Consider the following 19,503-nt stretch of genomic DNA (forward strand, 5'->3'; position numbering starts at 1 on the left):
TCCTACAGCACGTAGCGCGACAGGTCCTCGTTGACCGACAGCGCTTCCAGGCGTTCGTTGACATACGCGGCATCGATCACCAGCAGGTTTTCCGTGCTGCTGCTGTTTTCGCTGGCCGTAAACGACACTTCTTCCAGCAGTTTTTCCATCACCGTGTGCAGCCGGCGCGCGCCGATGTTTTCCGTGCGCTCGTTCACCGCATAGGCGATTTCCGCCAGGCGCGTGATACCTTCCGGCGCGAATTGCAATGTGAGGTTTTCCGTCGCCAGCAAGGCTTCGTACTGCATCGTCAGGCAGGCGTCGGTACTCGTCAAAATGCGCTCGAAGTCCGAGATCGACAGCGATTCCAGTTCCACGCGGATGGGGAAGCGTCCCTGCAGTTCCGGGATCAGGTCCGACGGCTTCGACAGGTGGAAGGCGCCCGAAGCGATGAACAGGATGTGGTCCGTGCGTATCATGCCGTACTTGGTGTTGACGGTCGTGCCTTCGACCAGCGGCAGCAGGTCGCGCTGCACGCCGGCGCGCGAGACGTCGGCGCCGCCCGATTCCGAACGCGAGGCGATCTTGTCGATCTCGTCCAGGAAGACGATGCCGTTCTGCTCGACGTTCTGGATGGCCTTCTGTTTCAGTTCATCTTCGTTGAGCAGCTTGGCCGCTTCTTCCTCGAGCAGCAGTTTCAAGGCTTCGCGGATCTTGACCTTGCGCGCCTTCTTGCGCTGCCCGCCCACGCCCGAAAACATGGACTTGATCTGCTCCGTCATTTCTTCCATGCCCGGCGGCGCCATGATTTCCATCTGCGGACCCGCCTCGGCCAGCTCGATCTCGATTTCCTTGTCATCGAGCTCGCCCTGGCGCAAGCGCTTGCGGAAGGTCTGGCGCGTGCTGTCGCCGCTGCCCGTGTCCACGGCCGCCGCCGTATTCGGTGTGAAGCCGAAGTCGCGCGCCGGCGGCACGAGGATGTCGATCACGCGGTCTTCAGCCGCGTCTTCGGCGCGCGCGCGCACTTTCTTCATTTCCAGCGCGCGCGTCTGCTTGATGCCGATGTCGATCAGATCGCGGATGATGGTGTCGACGTCGCGCCCCACATAACCGACTTCCGTGAATTTGGTCGCTTCGATCTTGATGAACGGCGCCTCGGCCAGCTTGGCCAGGCGGCGCGCGATTTCCGTCTTGCCGACGCCCGTGGGGCCGATCATGAGGATGTTCTTGGGCGTGATTTCATGGCGCAGGGGCTCGGCCACCTGCTGGCGGCGCCAGCGGTTGCGCAGGGCGATGGCGACGGCGCGCTTGGCCTTGGCCTGGCCCACCACGTGCTTGTCGAGTTCGGTGACGATTTCCGCCGGGGTCATGTTCATGATCATAGTTGGCTTTCTATTCTTTGCTCAGGCGCGCTTGGAGGTTTAGTCCAAGGTCTCGATGATGTGGGACATATTCGTGTAAATGCACAGCTCGGCGGCGATGGTCAGCGATTTCCTGACCACGTCGGCCGGCGACAAGTCCGTGTTTTCCTGCAGCGCCTTGGCGGCCGACTGGGCATAGGTGCCGCCCGAGCCGATGGCGCCGATGCCGTCTTCCGGTTCCAGCACGTCGCCATTGCCCGTGATGACCAAGGTCGACTCGCTGTCGGCCACCAGCAGCATCGCTTCCAGGCGGCGCAGCACGCGGTCGGTGCGCCAGTCCTTGGCCAGTTCGACGGAGGCGCGCAGCAGGTTGCCCTGGTGTTTTTCCAGCTTGCCTTCAAATCGGTCGAGCAGGGTGAAGGCGTCGGCGGTGCCGCCGGCAAAGCCGACCAGGACCTTGCCCTGATACAACTTACGCACTTTGCGGGCCGTGCCCTTCATGACGATGTTGCCGAGCGTTACCTGGCCGTCGCCGCCCAGGGCGACCTGCTTGCCGCGCCGGACGCAGAGGATGGTGGTGCCGTGAAATTGTTCCATAGTGACCTCAAAAGATTCGTGCCGATGCGTGCAAGGCCATGCGATTGCGCGCCCATGCCTCAAAAGTGGGGATGGAAAAGGCAATTGCAAGCGGCAGTGCCTGCTTCAGTGTAGTCGGCGCGGGACGAAAAAAAAGCACGCAACCGAAGCTTGCGTGCTTTTTTATTCGCCATCGCGTGGCCGCCGGGGCGACCGCGCAAGGGAGGGGCGATCAGTCGCCGTAAAGCTTTTGCTTCAGTTCGCGCCGTTGCTGGGCTTCCAGCGACAGGGTGGCGGTCGGACGGGCGATCAGGCGCGGGATGCCGATAGGCTCGCCCGTTTCTTCGCACCAGCCATAGTCGCCGGCGTCGATGCTGGCGATCGATTGCTGCACTTTCTTCAGCAATTTGCGCTCGCGGTCGCGCGTGCGCAGTTCCAGCGCATGCTCTTCCTCGATGGTGGCACGGTCGGCAGGATCCGGTACGAGCACGGTTTCACGCAAGTGTTCCGTGGTTTCGCCGGCGTTTTTCAGCAGATCTTTTTCGAGCTGCTGCAGGCGCGCCTTGAAGAATGCCAGTTGTGCCGGATTCATGTAGTCATCTTCACTCATGGCGCGAATTTGGTCTTCGCTGATGAGAGGGATGTCTTGGTTGGCGGCCGGGGTCGATTTATTAGTTTTGGTCATAACTTCGCTTACCTTCGATACGACAGAGTTTTCAAATTGATCAGTTGATGCGGCGATACCGAGCAACTGTACAGGTTCCGCTTGGCATTGCTGTCCCGCTGTACTGCGTGCGACCTTGGCTTGCCGGCGAAAGCCAGGACTACCGGCCGGCTAAGGTGCCATGTTGATAACTTTTTACCGCTCTATGCCAGTCGCGCTATGCGCGCGTCAACAGGCGTGTTGGGTGGATCGGTTGCATGCCTGGCATGCGGCCAGCGGCAGTTTGCCAGCATTTCATGACAGGCGAACGACATGGGCCGTTTTCGTCGCTGATTTTGGCACGCTTTGCTTTATATTGCCATCCCGATTTGTTGACTAGCCGATCAGAAACGGCTACTTGTTGGTTTATGCCAGCAAGATGGGTGTCGGACAGCGGGAAAGCGTGCTTAACTTTCCCTTTTGTTTCTGCTTTGCAACGGATACTTTGCAAAACCCGGCTAGTTTATACCAAACATTGTTCGAGTCCGCGAATAAAAATGTCTTTTGGTAGATTCTTGCCAATAAATACCATTTTGCTGCCACGCACTTCGTTTTCGCCCCATTTGGCGCCCAGGTCGCTGCCCATCAGCTGGTGCACGCCCTGGAAGACCACCTTGCGCTCGGCGCCCTGCATCAGCAGCACACCCTTGTAGCGCAGCATGCGCGGGCCATACACTTGCACCAGGCCGCCGAGGAACTCGTCGAGCTTGGCGCTGTCGAACGGTTGCGTGCTCTTGAAAACAAAGGCGGCGATATCGTCGCTGTGCTGCGCATGGTGGTGGTCGGCATGGCCGCAATCGGTGGCGCAGGCGTCGCTGTGCTCGTGCTTATGACCATGCTCGTGCTCATGTCCGTGTGCATGGTCGTGCGCCTTGTCATGATCATGCACGTGCGCCGTTTCCGTCGCCAGGAAATCCGGGTCCAGTTCCAGTTTTTCATTCAGGTTGAAACCGCGGATGTCGAGTACTTCGGCCAGCGGCGCGCGGCCGAAATCGACCTTGGCGATGGGCGCGCGCGGGTTGATGCGCTTCAGGCGACGCGTCAGGGCGGCCACGTCCTCTTCACTGACGAGGTCGGTTTTCGACAGCAGCAGCTTGTCGGCAAAGCCCACTTGCCGCTGGGCTTCCTCGTATTCATCGAGTTGCTTCATGGCATGGCGGGCATCGACTACCGTGATAATGGCGTCGAGCATGTAGTGGCTGCCCACTTCCTCGTCGACAAAGAAGGTTTGCGCCACGGGGCCGGGATTGGCCAGGCCCGTCGTTTCGATGACGACGCGGTCGAATGCCAGCAAGCCGGCGTCGCGCTTGCGCGCCAGTTCCGTCAGGCCCACGATCAGGTCGCCCCGCACGGTGCAGCAGATGCAGCCGTTGTTCATCTCGATGATGTGTTCGTTGCTGTCCTGCACCAGGATCTCGTTATCGATGTTTTCCTGGCCAAACTCGTTCTCGATCACGGCGATGCGCATGCCATGGTCTTCCTGCAGTATGCGGTTGAGCAAGGTGGTTTTGCCGGCGCCCAGGAAACCGGTGAGGATGGTGGTTGGAATCAGTGCCATGAGAGATGCCTTGTAATCGGTGGTGCCGCCGCGCAAGCGGAAGAATGCGGACGATTATGCCGGAATTTTGCAAAAGCTTGCAAATGCGCGCCCATCCGCTTGATATGGATCAGGCCGTCCAGCGGGAGCGGCTGCCTACTTGAGCTTGGCGCGCGGGTGCGCCTGGTCATACACGTGCGCCAGGTGCTGGAAATCGAGGGCCGTGTAAACCTGGGTCGAGGTGATGCTGGAATGGCCCAGCATTTCCTGCACGGCGCGCAAGTCGCCCGACGATTGCAGCACGTGCGAGGCAAACGAGTGGCGCAGCACGTGCGGGTGCACATTCGCGGGAATGTCCGTCGCCAGCGCATGCGCCTTCAGGCGCAGCTGCAGCACGCGCGGCGAGATGCGCGTGCCGCGCGTGCTTAAAAACAAGGCAGCGCTGCCATCGGCCGCCGGCGGGCGCACGCCCAGCCAGGCCGTCAAGGCCACGAGGGCCGCCTTGCCGACGGGCACCTTGCGCATCTTGCTGCCCTTGCCCGTGACGATGACTTCGAAGCTGGCCATGTCGAGCCAGCCCAGCGAGGCGGGCTGGCCGCCGTCGGCCTTGCAGTAATGGGTGTCCAGGCTGGTCAGTTCGGACACGCGCAAGCCGCTCGAATACAGCAGTTCGAACATGGCGCGGTTGCACAGTTGTTCCGGCTCGGCGGCGCCTTGCTGGTGTTGCGCGGGCGCCACGAGGCGCACGGCGTCATCCACCGACAGGGCTTTCGGCAACGTTTTGGCCCGCTTCGGGGCGCGGATGCCGTCGACAGGATTGGCGTCGAGCTTGGTCGCGCCGCTGAGCCAGTTGAAGAAGCCGCGCCACGACGACAGCTTGCGGGCGATGGAACGCGGGTCGAGGCCGCCAGCGTGCAGCTTGGCCGTGTAGCGGCGCACTTCGTTGTGCGCAAGAGCCGTCCAGGGCGTGTTGCCGCTCAGTTCCAGCAAGGCGCGCAGGTCGCGCCGGTAGGCGTCAAGCGTATGCGGCGACAGCTTGCGTTGCGTGGCCAGCTGCGCCAGATAGGCGTCGAGCCACTCGGCCTTGCCGCGCGTGTCGCCCATGGCGTTCTCAGGCAGGCGTGCCGGCGCGCAGCGCGGCCAGGGCGGCGCTGGCCGTGGCGCCGATATGCACGAGGAAGTCCGTGCCCATGCTGGACGTAAAACGTTCGCTGTCGGGCGAGCCGAGCACCAGCAAGCCGAAGGTGCCCGTCGTGCCGGGCGCGCGCAGGGCGATCATGACGGTCGATTCGATCTTATCGGCCTGCAACCAGTGCACGGCTTCGAAATCGCGGTTGCTGCCGCAGTACGGCGTTTGCAGGCTGTTGGCGAACATGCGCACATCGGCCGTGACATCTTCCGTGAACCAGCCGTTGGCGTGTTCCGGCAGCACTTGCCACAGGCGCAGGCTGACGTAGGGCACGTCGAAATTGCTTTGCAAGGCGTCGACCAGCACGCGCGGCATGTCCGCATCGTTGCGCACTTGCAGCATGGCCTGGTTCCAGCCGTGGAACTTGCTGGCGATGTCGCCATTTTCCTCGGCCACACGGCTCAGCTTGGACATGCGCAGTTCGAGCGCCTTGTACTTGTCGCGCATCACTTCCATCTGCCGCTCCTGCAGCGAGATGGTGCGTCCCGTCAGCGGGCTGCTCAGTTTGACCTCGCCGAGCAGAGCGGTATGCTCTTCGAAGAAATTCGGGTGCTCGCTCAGGTACTGGGCGACGGTGCTGGAATCGAGTGTGGCGGTCATTGAGAATATCTGTCAGTGAAAGTTGAACACTTCATTCTAACCGAGAGTGCGCCGGCATAGGCGCAAAGGGTATGGCGCCCGTGCATTTTCCGCGCGCCCATGAAAAAAGCGGCATGGTTGCCCATGCCGCTTTGTATTTCCTGGTCAGCTGTCACCCGCGGAGGGTGACAGGCGGGCCATTAGAAATTGTGGTGTACGCCCAGGCCGATGTAGTTGACCGAGGTGGTGTTGTTGTAGTTGGCGACGCTGGCCGATTTCTTGTTCGAAATATCTGCGTACAGGTAGGTACGCTTCGACAGATTGTAGTCGTAGCCCAGCGATGCTTGCTTGGTCTTGGCGACGCCATCCGGCGTTTTTTGACCGTAGCCAGCGCGGATCTTGCCTGGGCCGACGTCATAGTTGGCGCCCAGCACCCACGATTTGGTGTCGGTGTTGACGATCTTGAAGTTGCCGTCATCCTGGTGTTGGTACGTTGCCATCAGTTTCAATTCCGCGATCGGATTGAACGATGCGCCGACCGACCACAGCTTGGCTTGCAGGCCGTTACGCTCGTAGGCAGCCATGGCGGCGAACTGGGCATTGTTGTACGTTGCCGACACCGAGTACGGGTTCGATGCTGGCACCGCATTTGCTGGCAGGGCGAAGTTGCCGGTGGCATTCGTCGTCAGGTTGCGCACGGTGGCTGCAACGGCGGTGTTGTTGTTCGCTTCTTTGGCGGCCACAGTGGCGTTGAACTGGAAGCCGCTGATGACTGGCGAGTTGTAGAACACGGCATTCGAGAAGCGGTTACGCGAGTTGCCTGGCGCGCTCAGCGGATCGCTGGTGTAGCCGGCAACGGTCAGGTCGGTCTGGAAACCGGCTGGCGTAGGCATGCCCGACCATGGTTCGAAACCGGTACTCGTTTCCTGGAAGGCGGTCAGGCCACGGCCCAGACGCACGGTACCGAAGTCGCCTTGCAGGCCGACGCGGCTTTGACCCTGGAACAGCGGACGCGAATTGGCGCCCGACGTGTTTTCTACGGTGCCAGTGTCGGATTCATAGCGAATTTCCAGTTGGAAAATGGCTTTCAAGCCATTGCCCAGATCTTCCGTGCCCTTGAAACCCAGCTTGTTGTTGTCGCGCTTGGTGACGGCGGTGGTCGAACCAGTCGCTTTGCCCAGGCCTGCATCGATCGTGCCGTAGATTTGGACGGACGACTGCGCTTGTGCGGTTGCGGCAAAGGCGCCGAAGAGTGCGAGGGCAACGAGTGATTTTTTCATGTCTTATTCCCTATTAAAAGTGAGTTCCGTCCGAGATCCGAGCAGATTGAAATGCGCTAACTGTCGCGTTTCGATGAATGAACCTTAATTCGTCGGCGCGCAAGACGTGCGGGATTGGTCAAATGTGCGTGAAAAGATTGGTGAAAAGCGGCATAACTGCATGCCCCTGTTGTATTTTTGTAACGCGCGGTTTATGCCGATCCTGCGCCGATGGACAGCGTTCTCCCACCGTCACGCTGGCGGCGCCTTGCCATATTGGCATGTCCGCGCCAGGACATTGTTGCGTTGAATCAAGTTCTTGAGGCGGCTTTGGCGGATTTATGACACAAGGACGGTACACTAAGGGAAGGCCTGCGTTGATGGGCCTGGAGACGGCTCACTATTATTAGAATCATTGACTCAATATCGAGAATCGATGGCAAATCGCGAAACATTAGGATTGATCAAGGGCGCACGTGCGGGCGATGTTGCCTGCCAGCTGGCGTTGGGGCGGGTGTATCTGTTTGGACAGGGCGTGCCGCAAAGCCTGCCCACGGCCTTGCACTGGCTGGCGCGGGCGGCCCAGGAGGATAGCGAGGAAGCGTGCTTGCTGATTGGCACGCACGTGCCGTTCGAAGTGGCGCAACCGGCAGCCAAGGCGCTGATTCCCTATTACGCGCAGGCGTTCGATGCAGGCCTGGTGCAGGCGGGCCTGGTGCTGGCGCAGCTGGTGCTGGGCAATACCGCCAGTCACTGTGAATCCCTGCGCGCCAAGGCGCGCGTGGCGCTGGATGCCGCCGTGCGGGCCGGCTTGCCCGATGCACAATGGTTGTTGTCCATGCAAGATGGCTCGCTTGCCGCTGCCGGGCGGGACACCGGCCTGGCTGGCGAGAAAGCCATCGATGGCGACGCGCCGCTGCACGCCTGGCTGGAGCAGGCATGGCGCCAGGGCAACCATGCCGGATTCCTGTCGCAAGGCTTGCCGCTGGCGCGCGAGCTGCTGCAGCGCCAGGCGGCGGCCGGTGCGCGCACGATCGCCCTCGACGCGCAGCAGGTGCTGTTGCTGTCGCGTTGTGCCCAGGCATTGGCGCCTGGCGGCGACGCCGAAGGCTGGCAGTGTTGTGAGCTGGCAGCGCATGGCGGCGACCGCACGGCGCAGCTGGAGCTGGGGCTCGGCTATGCGCGCATGGATGCCCATGGCCAGCGGCTGGCCACGCGCAATGGCGCGGCCAATTTCAAGCGTGCCGTGCGCTGGCTGACGCAGGCTGGCGAGCAGGGGCTGGCCGAAGCCTGGTTCGTGCTGTCGCGCATCTACACGAAACCGGAATTTTCCCAGCGCAATGTGGTCGAAGCCCATTCCTGCCTGGAGCGTGCCGCCGACCTGGGGCATGGCCCGGCCCAGCTCGAATGCGGCATGCATGCCTGGCGCAATCGCCGCGACGGCGTCAACAATGATGTGCGGGCCGCGTATTGGCTGCTGCAGGCGCAGGCGCAAGGCAGCAGTGAAGCGGAGGCGGCGCTGGCAAAGATCGCGCCGCAGGGCGAAGCCGGCGACTGGGGCCAGTGCACCGCCATGCAGGCCGATGGGCACTTGCGGCAATTGGGCCAGAGCCACCCCTTGCTGGCGGCGCGGCTGGAACTGGCGCGCTGCTTCCATCTGTCGCGTGCCGAGGCGCTGCTGCTCGATATCCACGCGGCTGACCAGGGACATTGTCTGTTGATCGATATCAGTGCCACACATGGGCGCGGCAAGCGGCGCCTGGTACTGATCCGCACGGCGCAGGAGCGCCAGCTGCTCGATCAGGTGGTGCGCCTGTTCGAGCGCGTCGATTGCGGTGTGGCGGGGCCGGAAGGCAATTACCGGCAGCGCCTGTACCGCCTGAAGTGCTACCTGGCCGAACTCGATGTCGCACAGGAACAGCAGTTCCTGGCGGCCTGACTTTGACTGCTTACTTTCACCCGTCTACAGCTCGATCGTGCCCTCGAACACGGTCACGGCCGGGCCCGTCATCAGGACGGGATGGCCGTCGCCTTGCCAGGCGATCGACAGTTCGCCGCCACGCGCGCTGATGCGCACGGGGGAATCGAGCAAGCCGCGCAGGATGCCGGCCACGGCGGCGGCGCAGGCGCCCGTGCCGCATGCCAGGGTTTCGCCCGCACCCCGTTCAAAGACGCGCAGTTTCACGTGCTGGCGGTCGACGATCTGCATGTAGCCGGCGTTGACCCTGCGGGGAAAGCGCGGGTGGTGCTCGATGCGCGGGCCCGTCACTTCCAGGTCTTGCGCATCGACATCCTCGACCACTTGCACGGCATGCGGATTGCCCATCGAGACGACGGACACCAGCACGGGCGACGTTTGGCCCGGCAGCGCCAGGTCCAGCGGCCACAAGGTGTCGTTGCCTTGCGCTACACCGTCCAGGCCGTTTGCATCGAACGGCACCAGCGCGGGGTCGAGCACGGGCGCGCCCATGTCGACCGTGATGCTGCCATCGGGCTCCAGGCGTGGCGCGATGACGCCGGCCATGGTTTCCACGCGGATGCTGTCCTTGCTTGATAGCCCTTTTTCGCTGACGAACTTGACGAAGGCGCGCGCGCCATTGCCGCACTGCTCGACTTCGCCGCCATCGTTGTTATAGATGCGGTAGCGGAAATCGCAGCCGGGCAGGCGCGGTTTTTCGACCACGAGGATCTGGTCGGCGCCGATGCCGAAACGGCGGTCGGCCAGGCGCTGCCACTGGGCTGGCGTGAAGTCGATATCTTGATGGATGGCGTCGATGACGATGAAGTCATTGCCGGCGCCATGCATTTTGGTAAATTGGAGTTTCATGGTCTGCCGTATCACTTGTGCTGGTTATAGAACGACGCTTCGCCTTCCGGACGCGTCTTGAAGCGTTTATGCGTCCAGAAATACTCGGCCGGCGCTTCGCGCACGCGCTCTTCGATGAATGCGTTCATGCGGCGCGTGGCGGCCGTGATGTCGTCGCCCGGATAGTCATCCCACGCTGGATAGTAGGTCACTTGCCAGCCCTGGTAATTGGGCAGGAAGGTGGCGATGACGGGAATGACTTGCGCTTTTGCGGCCAGCGCCAGGCGCGCCGTGGCCGTCAGGGTGGCGGCGGGCACGCCGAAGAAGGGCACGAATTCCGCATCCTTTTCGCCAAAATCCATGTCCGGCAGCATGAAATACGGCAAGCCGTCGCGCAGCGCGCGCAGAATCGTCTTGATGCCGTCCTGGCGCGTAAACAGCTTGGGCGGCTTGAAACGCGAACGGCCGTTGCGCAAGGCCTGGTCGAAGGCGGCGTTCTTTTGCTGCACATACATCGACGAAGCGGAAATTTCCATGGCCGTGGCGGCGCCTGCCACGTCGAGGCAGACGAAGTGCGGACACAGCAGGATGGTCGGCTTGGCCGCGATCTGCTGGCCCGGGAAGGCGGGCACCTTTTTGATCAGGCGGTTCAGGCGCGCTTCCGACGACCACCACAGGATGCTGCGTTCCCACACGCTGCGCGAATAGGCCTGGAAATGCTGGCGCGCCAGCGCCACGCGCTGGGCTTCCGTCAATTCCGGCATGCACAGGCGCAGATTCGTCAGGGCAATCTTGCGCCGCGTGGGCATGGCGATGAACAGCAGGCTGCCGACGGCCACGCCGAAACGGCCGAGGATGGGCAGGGGCAGCCAGTGCAGCAGCCACATGAAGGCGATCAGCAGTCTCATGCCTGCTCCCCGGCGGCATTCGGCGTCGCGGGCGTGGGCGGCGGCGCGCCGCGCGGCACTTTATAGCGGTTGTAGCTCCACAGGTATTGCGCCGGGCTGCGCGCGATCAATTGTTCCATGGCTGCATTGATGGTGCGCGCCTGTTCCGCCGAGGTGCTGTCGAGGGACTCGGTGAAGGGCACGAAATGCACGACATAGCCGCGCCCGCCTGGCAGGCGTTCGGCGTAGGTGATGATGACTTCGGCGCCGCCCATCTGCGCCAGCTTGGCCGGCAGGGTCATGGTATAGGCGGGACGGCCAAAGAAATCGGCCCACACGCCTTCGCCTTCCTGCGGCACCTGGTCGGGCAGCAGGCCGATGGGCTGGCCTTTTTTCAGGCATTTGGCGAAGATGCGCACGCCCGACATGTTGGCCGGCGCCAGCATCAGGTTTTCGCGCGCGCGGGCCCCTTCGATCAGCGGTTTCAAGGCGGCGCGCTTGGGCGGACGGTACATCACGGTGAGCGGCGTGCGCAGGGCGATTTGCTGGGCGACGATTTCAAAGCAGCCCAGGTGCGGCGTCAGGAAGACGATACCGCGGCCGTGCTGCAGCGCTTTTTCCACCAGTTCCCAGTTTTCCACCGTCGCATGGCGCGCCACGCGCTCGGCTGGCGCGCACCAGATGAAGGGCAATTCCAGCACGCTCTTGCCCGCTTCGGCCACGGCCGCGTGCAAGTGTTGCGAAAACCCCGCACCTTGCATGTTCTCGCGCATGCGGCGGCGGTAGGACGGGGAAATGGCGTAAATCACCCAGCCAAGCGCAGTGCCCAGGGCATGCAGGACGGGCAGGGGAAAGATGGACAGGAAGCGGAAAATTGGGACTAACATGTATAAGCGGTTTCCAGGAATGGCGTGTTGCCGTGCCAAAATTTTTTAAGAAGCGTAAAATACCACGTATGCAGTAACCGCTGAGTTAATAGACAACTTGCGATGCGGAATATAAATCTCGCTAAAGCGTCGCAGGCAAAATCCTCTTTACTGCGACAGAACATTCACATAGTAAACAGGAGCTTGCAATGTCAAACGACTATCTCTTCACTTCCGAATCCGTTTCGGAAGGCCATCCCGACAAGGTTGCCGATCAAATTTCCGACGCCATCCTTGACGCCATCCTGACCCAGGATCCAGCCGCCCGCGTGGCTGCCGAAACCCTGTGCAACACGGGTCTGGTGGTGCTGGCTGGCGAGATTACCACCCACGCCAATGTGGATTATATTCAAGTTGCGCGCGAAACCATCAAACGCATCGGCTACGACAACACGGAATACGGCATCGACTACAAGGGTTGCGCCGTGCTGGTGGCCTATGACAAGCAGTCGCCGGACATCGCGCAAGGCGTCGATGAAGGTGCGGGGATTGACCTGGATCAAGGTGCTGGCGATCAGGGCCTGATGTTCGGCTACGCCTGCGATGAAACGGCCGAGCTGATGCCTGCCGCCATCCACTACGCGCACCGCCTGGTCGAGCGCCAGTCGCAGCTGCGCAAGGATGGCCGTTTGCCATGGCTGCGTCCGGACGCGAAATCGCAAGTGACCCTGCGCTACGTCGATGGCCGTCCGGTCGGCGTGCATACGGTCGTGCTGTCGACCCAGCATGCGCCGGAAATTTCGCACAAGCAGATCGAAGAAGCCGTCATCGAAGAGATCATCAAGCCGATCTTGCCGCGCGAATGGCTGACGGAGACCAAATTCCTCGTCAACCCGACGGGCCGTTTCGTCATCGGCGGTCCGCAAGGTGATTGCGGTTTGACCGGCCGCAAGATCATCGTCGACACCTACGGCGGCGCAGCCCCGCACGGCGGCGGCGCGTTCTCGGGCAAGGATCCTTCGAAAGTCGACCGTTCGGCAGCTTACGCGGCCCGCTACGTGGCGAAAAACATCGTCGCGGCCGGCTTGGCGCGCCAATGCCAGGTGCAGGTCAGCTACGCCATCGGCGTGGCCAAGCCGATCAACATCACCGTCTACACGGAAGGCACGGGCGTGATTCCCGACGCGGAAATCGCCAAGCTGGTGCTGGCGCACTTTGATCTGCGTCCAAAAGGCATCGTGCAAATGCTCGACCTGTTGCGCCCGATCTACCAGAAGAGCGCCGCCTACGGCCATTTCGGCCGCGAAGAGCCGGAATTCACGTGGGAACGCACGGACAAGGTCGCCCTGCTGCGCGACGCTGCCGGCCTGAAGTAATCTAGTCGGATTTGCAAGAAAAGCGCCCCGGCCTGCTGGCCGCGGGCGCTTTTTTTATGTGTTGTTACGTGGCAATGCCGTGCAAACAGGCTGGCGCGGCGGCCTTGACAATGATAAAATCCCGTGTCCGAGGAGCGTTGCGACGAAGAAATTCGCCAGGCTCGGAATATCCTGCAACTGCGCTCACGTACCTTTTTCAACAACTGAAAGGAGGGCGTGATGAACGCCGTACTCAAATCGCAACACGACTACACCATCGCCGATATTACCTTGGCCGCATGGGGCGACAAAGAAATCAAGATTGCTGAAACGGAAATGCCTGGCCTGATGGCCATCCGCGAAGAATTCGCGGCAGCGCAGCCTCTGAAAGGCGCGCGCATCACCGGTTCCATCCACATGACCATCCAGACCGCCGTGCTGATCCAGACCCTGGAAGCACTGGGCGCGCAAGTGCGTTGGGCATCGTGCAACATTTACTCTACGCAAGATCATGCCGCCGCCGCCATCGCTGCCGCCGGCACGCCTGTGTTCGCCGTCAAGGGCGAGTCGCTGGATGACTACTGGGAATACACGCACCGCATCTTCGAATGGCCGAACGTGGACGGCAAGGCTGTCTACTCGAACATGATCCTCGACGATGGCGGCGACGCCACCCTGCTGCTGCACCTGGGCGTGCGCGCGGAAACCGACCTGTCGGTGCTGGCCAATCCCGGTTCGGAAGAAGAAATCTGCCTGTTCAACTCGATCAAGAAACACTTGCTGGCCGATCCGACCTGGTACTCGAAGCGTCTGCCGGAGATCCTCGGCGTGACGGAAGAAACCACCACGGGCGTGCACCGTTTGTACCAGATGCACAAGGAAGGCAAGCTGGCTTTCCCTGCGATTAACGTGAACGATTCCGTCACGAAATCGAAATTCGACAACCTGTATGGCTGCCGCGAATCGCTGGTCGACGGCATCAAGCGCGCCACTGACGTGATGATCGCCGGTAAAGTGGCCGTCATCGCCGGTTACGGTGACGTCGGCAAGGGTTCGGCCCAAGCCATGCGCGCCCTGTCGGCCCAGGTATGGGTAACGGAAGTCGATCCGATCTGCGCACTGCAGGCGGCGATGGAAGGCTACCGCGTCGTGACCATGGATTACGCGTGCGAACACGGCGACATCTTCGTGACTTGCACCGGCAACTATCACATCCTCACGCACGATCACCTGACGCGCATGAAAGACCAGGCCATCGTCTGCAACATTGGTCACTTCGACAATGAAATCGACGTTGCTTCGCTGAAGCAATACGAGTGGGAAAACATCAAGCCGCAAGTCGACCACATCATCTTCCCGTCGGGCCGCCGCATCATCCTGCTGGCCGAAGGTCGCCTGGTCAACCTCGGTTGCGGCACGGGCCACCCGTCGTACGTGATGAGCTCGTCGTTCGCCAACCAGACGATCGCCCAGATCGAGCTGTACGCGAACACGGCCAACTACCCGGTCGGCGTGTACACCCTGCCAAAACACCTGGACGAAAAAGTCGCTCGTTTGCAACTCAAAAAGTTGAATGCGCAGCTGACGGAACTGACGCAAGAGCAAGCCGACTACATCGGCGTGCGCACGGAAGGTCCATACAAGCCCGACCACTACCGCTACTAATCGGTTGCTTGCCTCGGGAACCTACGGCGCGGCGCGGGGCGCGGCCGGCGATGCTCACTGTGCTACAGCACAGTTGCGCTTCTCGGCCACGCCGCGCATCCGCTCGCTACGGTTCCTGAGGCAACAATACTGATCGGTGTACTTTGAAAAGGCCGGCTATGCTGGCTTGCCCTCTTTTTTGACAGGCTAGAGAAATGCGCTTGCTACTGATTTGGTTTATCAATGCGGCAGCCCTGTTTGCCGTCCCTTACCTGATGCACTCGGTGACGATGAGCAGCGGCTGGACCGCGCTGCTGGCCGCTGCCGTGCTGGGGCTGGTCAATGCGCTGATCCGTCCTTTGCTGATCCTGCTGACCCTGCCGGTGACGTTCTTGTCGCTGGGTCTGTTCATTTTGATCATCAACGGCTTCCTGTTCTGGCTGGTGGCGCAGGTGATCGATGGTTTCCATGTTGCCAGTTTCTGGTCTGCCGTGGGTGGTGCCATCCTGTACAGCATCATTTCCTGGGCCTTGTCGACCTTACTTTTGAGTAACGACGATGGAAAAGCATAATTTCAGTATTGAGTTTTTCCCGCCGAAAACCCCGGAAGGGGCGGAAAAGCTGCGCGCCACGCGTGTCAAGTTGTCTGAATTGCATCCGAAGTATTTCTCGGTGACCTTTGGCGCCGGCGGTACCACGCAGCAGGGCACGCTGGACACCGTGCGCGAGATCCTGGCGGCCGGCGAACAGGCCGCGCCCCATCTGTCTTGCGTCGGCGGTTCGCGCGAATCGATCCGCGCCGTGCTGGCCGCCTTCAAGGCGGCGGGCGTGAACCGTATCGTGGCCTTGCGCGGTGACTTGCCGAGCGGCTATGGCGCCTCGGGCGAGTTCCGCTATGCCAACGAGCTGGTGGAATTCATCCGCGCCGAGACGGGCGACCATTTCCATATCGAAGTGGCCGCCTATCCGGAAGTGCACCCGCAAGCCCGTTCGCCGCAGGACGACCTGAACGCGTTTGCGCGCAAGGTGCAGGCCGGCGCCGATGCGGCCATCACCCAGTACTTCTACAATGCCGACGCGTATTTCCAGTTTGTCGAGCAGACGCAGAAGATGGGCATCAACGTGCCTATCGTGGCCGGCATCATGCCGATCACGAATTACACGCAGTTGATGCGCTTTTCGGACATGTGCGGCGCGGAAATTCCACGCTGGGTGCGTCTGAAACTGGCCAGCTTCGGCGACGACAGCGCGTCCATCAAGGCTTTCGGCCTGGACGTGGTGACGGGCTTGTGCGAGCGTTTGCTGGAAGGCGGCGCGCCAGGCTTGCATTTCTATAGCATGAACCAGGCGGCGCCTACGACCGCACTGTGGCAGCGCCTGGTCAAGTAATCCCCATCTGATCCGTCAGAGCAGATCGCCCTCGGTCACGATGTGATCGAGGGCGATGTCGTATTCGCCGTTGGGAAAGCTTGCCGCCAGGCAGGTATAGGCGATACCGAGGGTGCGCGGACGGGGGACCTGCGCCAGGGTGCGGTCGTAATAGCCGCCGCCATAACCGAGCCGGTAGCGTTCCCCGTTAAACCCCAGGCAAGGCACCAGCAGGGTGGCGGGTGCCGGGCGCAGGCGTAATCGGGCCGGCACGGCCACGCCCATGCCATCCTTGACCATGGCTTCGCCCGGCGTCCAGTCGCTGAATGCCAGCGGTGCATGTTTTTCCAGCACCACCGGCAAGCTTAATTGCACGCCGCGCGCGGCCAGCTGCGCATAGGCGCCGTGCAAGTCCGGCTCGCCATGCAGGGGCCAGTACACGCCCAATTCCTCGACGTTTTCCTGTGCGCACCAGTCCAGCAGGCGCTGCGCGATGGCCGCATCCCACGTTACTCGCGTGGCGTCGGGCAGGGCGCGCCGGGCCGCCAGCAGTGCCTTGCGCAAGCCGGCTTTGCCCTGTGGCGCAATGGGTGGCCGTGCAGCCGGATCGCATGTTATTCTAGGGTCGCTATTCATATCACCATCAAGTTAAGATTGAGAGTCGTACATTGATTTCCCCACTGAAATGGATTGCCGGCACGATGCTGTGTGTTGCATCGGCCTTGTCTCCCCTGGCAGCCCTGGCCCAGGTATCGGCCACCGTAGTCCCAGCCGCCCCCGACACGCGCAGCGAGGACGATGCCTTCCTGCTGCTGCGCGACGCCGCGCGCAAGGATGACGTCGAAAAAGCCGACTTTTATGCGGGGCGCCTGACGAATTACCAGATTCCATCGTATGTTGACTATTATCGGCTGAAACCGCGCATCAAGCTGCTGACCGAGGCGCAATTTCGCGATTACCTGAACCGCTACAAGGGCAGCGCCATCGCCGACCGTTTCCGCAACGACTGGCTGCTGGAGCTGGGCCGCAAGCGCGACTGGGTCGTATTCGACGAGCAATATCCGCAATTCGCCCTCGACGATGATACCCAGCTCAAGTGCTACGCGCTGATGTCGCGCGCGGCCAAGGGCCAGAACGTGGCGTCCGAAGCACGCAACCTGCTCGTCTCGCCGCCCGGCTATGGCGAAGCGTGCGGCAGCCTGATCGCGGCATTGGCGCAAAATGGCCAGTTTGACACGAATGACCTGTGGGCGCAGATCCGCCTGGCGGGCCAGACCAATGCCACGGGCCCGGCGCGCCGCATCGCGCTGCTGCTGGGCGCGTCCGACGCGAAGATGGCGCAAGCCATCGACTTGCCGGCGCTGGTGTTGGCCAAGGGACCGGGCGCCAGCCGCGCCGACCACGAGATGTACCTGGTGGCCGTCGGCCGCATGGCGAAAAGCACCTTGAAACTGGGCGTGGTGGCCCTGCAAAAGGCCAGCGCGCAGCTGACGCCGCAGGAACAGGCCATCGGCTGGGCCAGCCTGGCCTTGCAAGCGTCGTATTCGCTGGCGCCGGAAGCATTTGAATATTGGCAAAAAACCAATGGCGCGCCCTTGACCCAGGAGCAGATGCAGTGGAAGGCGCGTATCGCCTTGCGCGAGGGCAACTGGCCCCTCGTGAAAGCAGCGATCCAGGCCATGCCGGCCTCGCTGCGCACGGATCCTACCTGGGTCTACTGGCTGGCGCGCGCGCAGCAGGCGGAAACGCCGGGTCGCCCGAACCCGCAGGCGGACGCCCTGTACCGCACGATTTCCGAGCAATCGAATTTCTATGGCTTGCTGGCCAATGAAGAGCTGGGCAACCACCTGGTCTTGCCGCCGCCGGGCCAGCCGATCTCGCCCACGGAAATCGCCGCCATGGCTGCCAATCCGGGCTTGCAGCGTGCCTTGAAATTCTTCAATATGCGCTTGCGCTTCGAAGGCACGCGCGAGTGGAACTGGGAATTGCGTTCGATGACGGACCGCCAGCATCTGGCGGCCGCGGAATTTGCGCGCCAGAACAATGTGCTCGACCGCATGGTCAACACCTCGGACCGCACGCGTCTGGAAGTGGACTATACGCAGCGCTATCCGACGCCGCATGACGACGTCATGCATCCGGCCACGCAAACCCTGGGCCTGGATAAAGCCTGGGTGTATGGCCTGATCCGCCAGGAATCGCGCTTCATCATGGATGCGCAGTCGCACGTGGGCGCATCCGGCCTGATGCAGGTGATGCCGTCGACGGCCCGTTACGTCGCCAAGAAGATAGGCCTTACCGATTTCGTTACGGAAACCTTGAGCGACGTGCGCACCAACGTGTTGCTGGGCACGAATTACCTGAACATGGTGCTTGGCGGTCTCGACGGTTCGCAAGTGCTGGCCAGCGCCGCCTACAACGCGGGGCCGGGGCGCTTGCGCATCTGGCGCGCCACCATGACGCGTCCGCTGGAAGGCGCCGTCTTTGCCGAGATCATTCCGTACACGGAAACGCGCGGCTACGTGAAAAACGTGATGGCCAACGCCACCTATTATGCGGCCCTGTTCGAGAAGAGCCCGCAGTCGCTGAAAGCGCGCCTGGGTACCGTCGGGCCGAAAAACAGCGCTGTTTCTGCCGATTTGCCATCATCCAACTAAAGTTCGCCGACCATGCAAACGACCATCCTTGATCCCAGCCTGACGCAAACCCTGGCCGCCGCGCGCGAACCGGGCCTGACCCTCATCATCGGCAACAAGAATTACTCATCGTGGTCGATGCGCCCGTGGGTGGCCATGACGGCCTTCGGCATCCCGTTCCAGGAAGTGCGCGTACTGCTCGACCAGAGCGACACGGCCACCAAAATTGCCGAGTATTCGGCCTGCGGCCGGGTCCCCGTGCTGCTGGCCGGTGAGATCACGATCTGGGACAGCCTGGCCATCTGCGAATACCTGGCCGAGCAGTTTCCCGATAAACACATGTGGCCGCAAGACGTGGCCGCGCGCGCCATGGCGCGTTGTGTCTGCGCGGAAATGCATTCCGGTTTCGCCGGCTTGCGCACGGATATGTCGATGAATATCAAGGCGAAATTGCCGGGACGGGGCCGCACGGCCGCCGCGCAGGCCGACATTGGCCGCATCAGCGAAATCTGGGAAGAGTGTCTGTCCCGTTTTGGCCACCACCAGTTCCTGTTTGGCGACTTTTCCATCGCCGACGCGTATTTCGCGCCCGTCGTCATGCGTTTCCGCACGTACGGCGTGAGCCTGGCGCCGGCCCTGAATGCGTATTGCGAGCGCGTGCAGGCGCACCCGGCCGTGGCCCGCTGGATCACGGAAGCGCTGGCGGAAACGGAAGTCGCTGCCAAACACGACGCGGAACTGCCTGATTAAGAAAAGAG

General features: G+C 61.9%; 18 protein-coding genes and 1 riboswitch. Of the genes, 7 read left to right on the plus strand and 11 right to left on the minus strand.

Translation table 11 applies throughout. From position 1 onward, the window contains the following. Positions 1–2: 2 nt before the first annotated feature. From hslU to CSQ91_RS23815, 7 genes are all read right to left on the minus strand, one after another. Complete coding sequence (gene hslU, locus CSQ91_RS23785) at positions 3–1,355, minus strand: ATP-dependent protease ATPase subunit HslU (protein WP_099389843.1); 1,353 nt, start codon at positions 1,353–1,355, stop codon at positions 3–5. A gap of 45 nt (positions 1,356–1,400) precedes the next feature. Continuing rightward, entirely contained in the window at positions 1,401–1,937 is a 537-nt protein-coding gene (hslV, locus tag CSQ91_RS23790; RefSeq protein WP_034783551.1) for an ATP-dependent protease subunit HslV, read from the minus strand. A 211-nt stretch (positions 1,938–2,148) separates the two neighbouring features. Further along, complete coding sequence (dksA, locus tag CSQ91_RS23795) at positions 2,149–2,601, minus strand: RNA polymerase-binding protein DksA (RefSeq protein ID WP_034753066.1); 453 nt, start codon at positions 2,599–2,601, stop codon at positions 2,149–2,151. A gap of 481 nt (positions 2,602–3,082) precedes the next feature. Then, on the minus strand, positions 3,083–4,177 hold the full coding sequence (locus tag CSQ91_RS23800) for a CobW family GTP-binding protein (RefSeq protein WP_070280034.1): 1,095 nt from the start codon (positions 4,175–4,177) through the stop codon (positions 3,083–3,085). Positions 4,178–4,312: 135 nt separating this feature from the next. Next, entirely contained in the window at positions 4,313–5,260 is a 948-nt protein-coding gene (locus tag CSQ91_RS23805) for a tyrosine recombinase XerC (protein WP_099389812.1), read from the minus strand. A gap of 7 nt (positions 5,261–5,267) precedes the next feature. Then, positions 5,268–5,945 carry a DUF484 family protein gene (locus CSQ91_RS23810; RefSeq protein WP_070258565.1) on the minus strand — a complete coding sequence of 226 codons (678 nt, stop codon included), beginning with the start codon at positions 5,943–5,945 and terminating at the stop codon, positions 5,268–5,270. Positions 5,946–6,124: 179 nt separating this feature from the next. Next, a complete protein-coding gene (locus tag CSQ91_RS23815) occupies positions 6,125–7,204 on the minus strand; it encodes a porin (protein ID WP_092609285.1) in 1,080 nt (359 codons plus the stop codon). 415 nt (positions 7,205–7,619) lie between these two features. Between CSQ91_RS23815 and CSQ91_RS23820 the strand changes: the two genes are divergently transcribed. Beyond that, complete coding sequence (locus CSQ91_RS23820; protein WP_099389813.1) at positions 7,620–9,122, plus strand: tetratricopeptide repeat protein; 1,503 nt, start codon at positions 7,620–7,622, stop codon at positions 9,120–9,122. Between the two features lie 24 nt (positions 9,123–9,146). Here CSQ91_RS23820 and dapF read toward each other — a convergent pair whose 3' ends face one another. From dapF to CSQ91_RS23835, 3 genes are read right to left on the minus strand one after another with little or no spacing between them, the layout of a single operon-like run. Beyond that, on the minus strand, positions 9,147–10,010 hold the full coding sequence (gene dapF, locus CSQ91_RS23825; protein ID WP_070280036.1) for a diaminopimelate epimerase: 864 nt from the start codon (positions 10,008–10,010) through the stop codon (positions 9,147–9,149). 11 nt (positions 10,011–10,021) lie between these two features. Then, positions 10,022–10,897 (minus strand): LpxL/LpxP family acyltransferase, encoded by an 876-nt coding sequence (locus tag CSQ91_RS23830; RefSeq protein WP_034783539.1) that lies wholly within the window; start codon positions 10,895–10,897, stop codon positions 10,022–10,024. Next, a complete protein-coding gene (locus tag CSQ91_RS23835; RefSeq protein WP_034783538.1) occupies positions 10,894–11,763 on the minus strand; it encodes a lysophospholipid acyltransferase family protein in 870 nt (289 codons plus the stop codon). Before CSQ91_RS23835 ends, CSQ91_RS23830 begins: the two co-directional genes overlap by 4 nt. 188 nt (positions 11,764–11,951) lie before the next feature. Between CSQ91_RS23835 and metK the strand changes: the two genes are divergently transcribed. The 4 genes from metK to metF all read left to right on the plus strand — a co-directional run bounded on the left by metK (position 11,952) and on the right by metF (position 16,130). Continuing rightward, positions 11,952–13,118, plus strand: a complete 1,167-nt coding sequence (gene metK / locus CSQ91_RS23840) for a methionine adenosyltransferase (protein WP_034783537.1) — start codon at positions 11,952–11,954, stop codon at positions 13,116–13,118. Positions 13,119–13,241: 123 nt separating this feature from the next. After that, positions 13,242–13,310, plus strand: a riboswitch (S-adenosyl-L-homocysteine riboswitch). 27 nt (positions 13,311–13,337) lie between these two features. Continuing rightward, positions 13,338–14,762: an adenosylhomocysteinase gene (ahcY, locus tag CSQ91_RS23845; protein ID WP_034783536.1), complete on the plus strand. Its 1,425-nt coding sequence runs from the start codon at positions 13,338–13,340 to the stop codon at positions 14,760–14,762. Positions 14,763–14,956: 194 nt separating this feature from the next. After that, positions 14,957–15,313, plus strand: coding sequence for a phage holin family protein (locus CSQ91_RS23850; protein ID WP_034783534.1), 357 nt, complete (start codon positions 14,957–14,959; stop codon positions 15,311–15,313). After that, a complete protein-coding gene (metF, locus tag CSQ91_RS23855) occupies positions 15,300–16,130 on the plus strand; it encodes a methylenetetrahydrofolate reductase [NAD(P)H] (protein WP_099389814.1) in 831 nt (276 codons plus the stop codon). The genes CSQ91_RS23850 and metF overlap by 14 nt, the downstream gene beginning before the upstream one ends. Before the next feature lie 15 nt (positions 16,131–16,145). Here the strand turns inward: metF and CSQ91_RS23860 are convergent, their stop codons facing one another. After that, complete coding sequence (locus CSQ91_RS23860) at positions 16,146–16,673, minus strand: 5-formyltetrahydrofolate cyclo-ligase (protein WP_099389815.1); 528 nt, start codon at positions 16,671–16,673, stop codon at positions 16,146–16,148. A gap of 104 nt (positions 16,674–16,777) precedes the next feature. Here CSQ91_RS23860 and CSQ91_RS23865 point away from each other — a divergent pair, with 104 nt between their 5' ends. Together CSQ91_RS23865 and CSQ91_RS23870 are read left to right on the plus strand one after the other, a co-directional pair. Further along, positions 16,778–18,766 (plus strand): lytic transglycosylase domain-containing protein, encoded by a 1,989-nt coding sequence (locus tag CSQ91_RS23865; RefSeq protein WP_099389816.1) that lies wholly within the window; start codon positions 16,778–16,780, stop codon positions 18,764–18,766. A gap of 12 nt (positions 18,767–18,778) precedes the next feature. Beyond that, the gene (locus CSQ91_RS23870) at positions 18,779–19,495 is read left to right on the plus strand and encodes a glutathione S-transferase family protein (RefSeq protein ID WP_034783529.1); all 717 of its coding nucleotides are present in this window, start codon (positions 18,779–18,781) and stop codon (positions 19,493–19,495) included. The last annotated feature ends 8 nt before the right edge of the window (positions 19,496–19,503 follow it).

Origin of the sequence: Janthinobacterium sp. BJB301 (genome assembly GCF_002735685.1) — a bacterium.
GTDB classification, from domain to species: Bacteria; Pseudomonadota; Gammaproteobacteria; order Burkholderiales; family Burkholderiaceae_D; genus Janthinobacterium; species Janthinobacterium lividum.

Coding starts and splice junctions, on each gene's coding strand:
- CSQ91_RS23830 (WP_034783539.1), bottom strand. CDS start 10,897: ATGAGACTGCTGATCGCCTTCATGTGGCTGCTGCACTGGCTGCCCCTG.
- metF (WP_099389814.1), top strand. CDS start 15,300: ATGGAAAAGCATAATTTCAGTATTGAGTTTTTCCCGCCGAAAACCCCG.
- metK (WP_034783537.1), top strand. CDS start 11,952: ATGTCAAACGACTATCTCTTCACTTCCGAATCCGTTTCGGAAGGCCAT.
- CSQ91_RS23850 (WP_034783534.1), top strand. CDS start 14,957: ATGCGCTTGCTACTGATTTGGTTTATCAATGCGGCAGCCCTGTTTGCC.
- hslU (WP_099389843.1), bottom strand. CDS start 1,355: ATGAACATGACCCCGGCGGAAATCGTCACCGAACTCGACAAGCACGTG.
- CSQ91_RS23820 (WP_099389813.1), top strand. CDS start 7,620: ATGGCAAATCGCGAAACATTAGGATTGATCAAGGGCGCACGTGCGGGC.
- CSQ91_RS23815 (WP_092609285.1), bottom strand. CDS start 7,204: ATGAAAAAATCACTCGTTGCCCTCGCACTCTTCGGCGCCTTTGCCGCA.
- CSQ91_RS23870 (WP_034783529.1), top strand. CDS start 18,779: ATGCAAACGACCATCCTTGATCCCAGCCTGACGCAAACCCTGGCCGCC.
- dapF (WP_070280036.1), bottom strand. CDS start 10,010: ATGAAACTCCAATTTACCAAAATGCATGGCGCCGGCAATGACTTCATC.
- CSQ91_RS23835 (WP_034783538.1), bottom strand. CDS start 11,763: ATGTTAGTCCCAATTTTCCGCTTCCTGTCCATCTTTCCCCTGCCCGTC.
- ahcY (WP_034783536.1), top strand. CDS start 13,338: ATGAACGCCGTACTCAAATCGCAACACGACTACACCATCGCCGATATT.
- dksA (WP_034753066.1), bottom strand. CDS start 2,601: ATGACCAAAACTAATAAATCGACCCCGGCCGCCAACCAAGACATCCCT.
- hslV (WP_034783551.1), bottom strand. CDS start 1,937: ATGGAACAATTTCACGGCACCACCATCCTCTGCGTCCGGCGCGGCAAG.
- CSQ91_RS23805 (WP_099389812.1), bottom strand. CDS start 5,260: ATGGGCGACACGCGCGGCAAGGCCGAGTGGCTCGACGCCTATCTGGCG.
- CSQ91_RS23800 (WP_070280034.1), bottom strand. CDS start 4,177: ATGGCACTGATTCCAACCACCATCCTCACCGGTTTCCTGGGCGCCGGC.
- CSQ91_RS23810 (WP_070258565.1), bottom strand. CDS start 5,945: ATGACCGCCACACTCGATTCCAGCACCGTCGCCCAGTACCTGAGCGAG.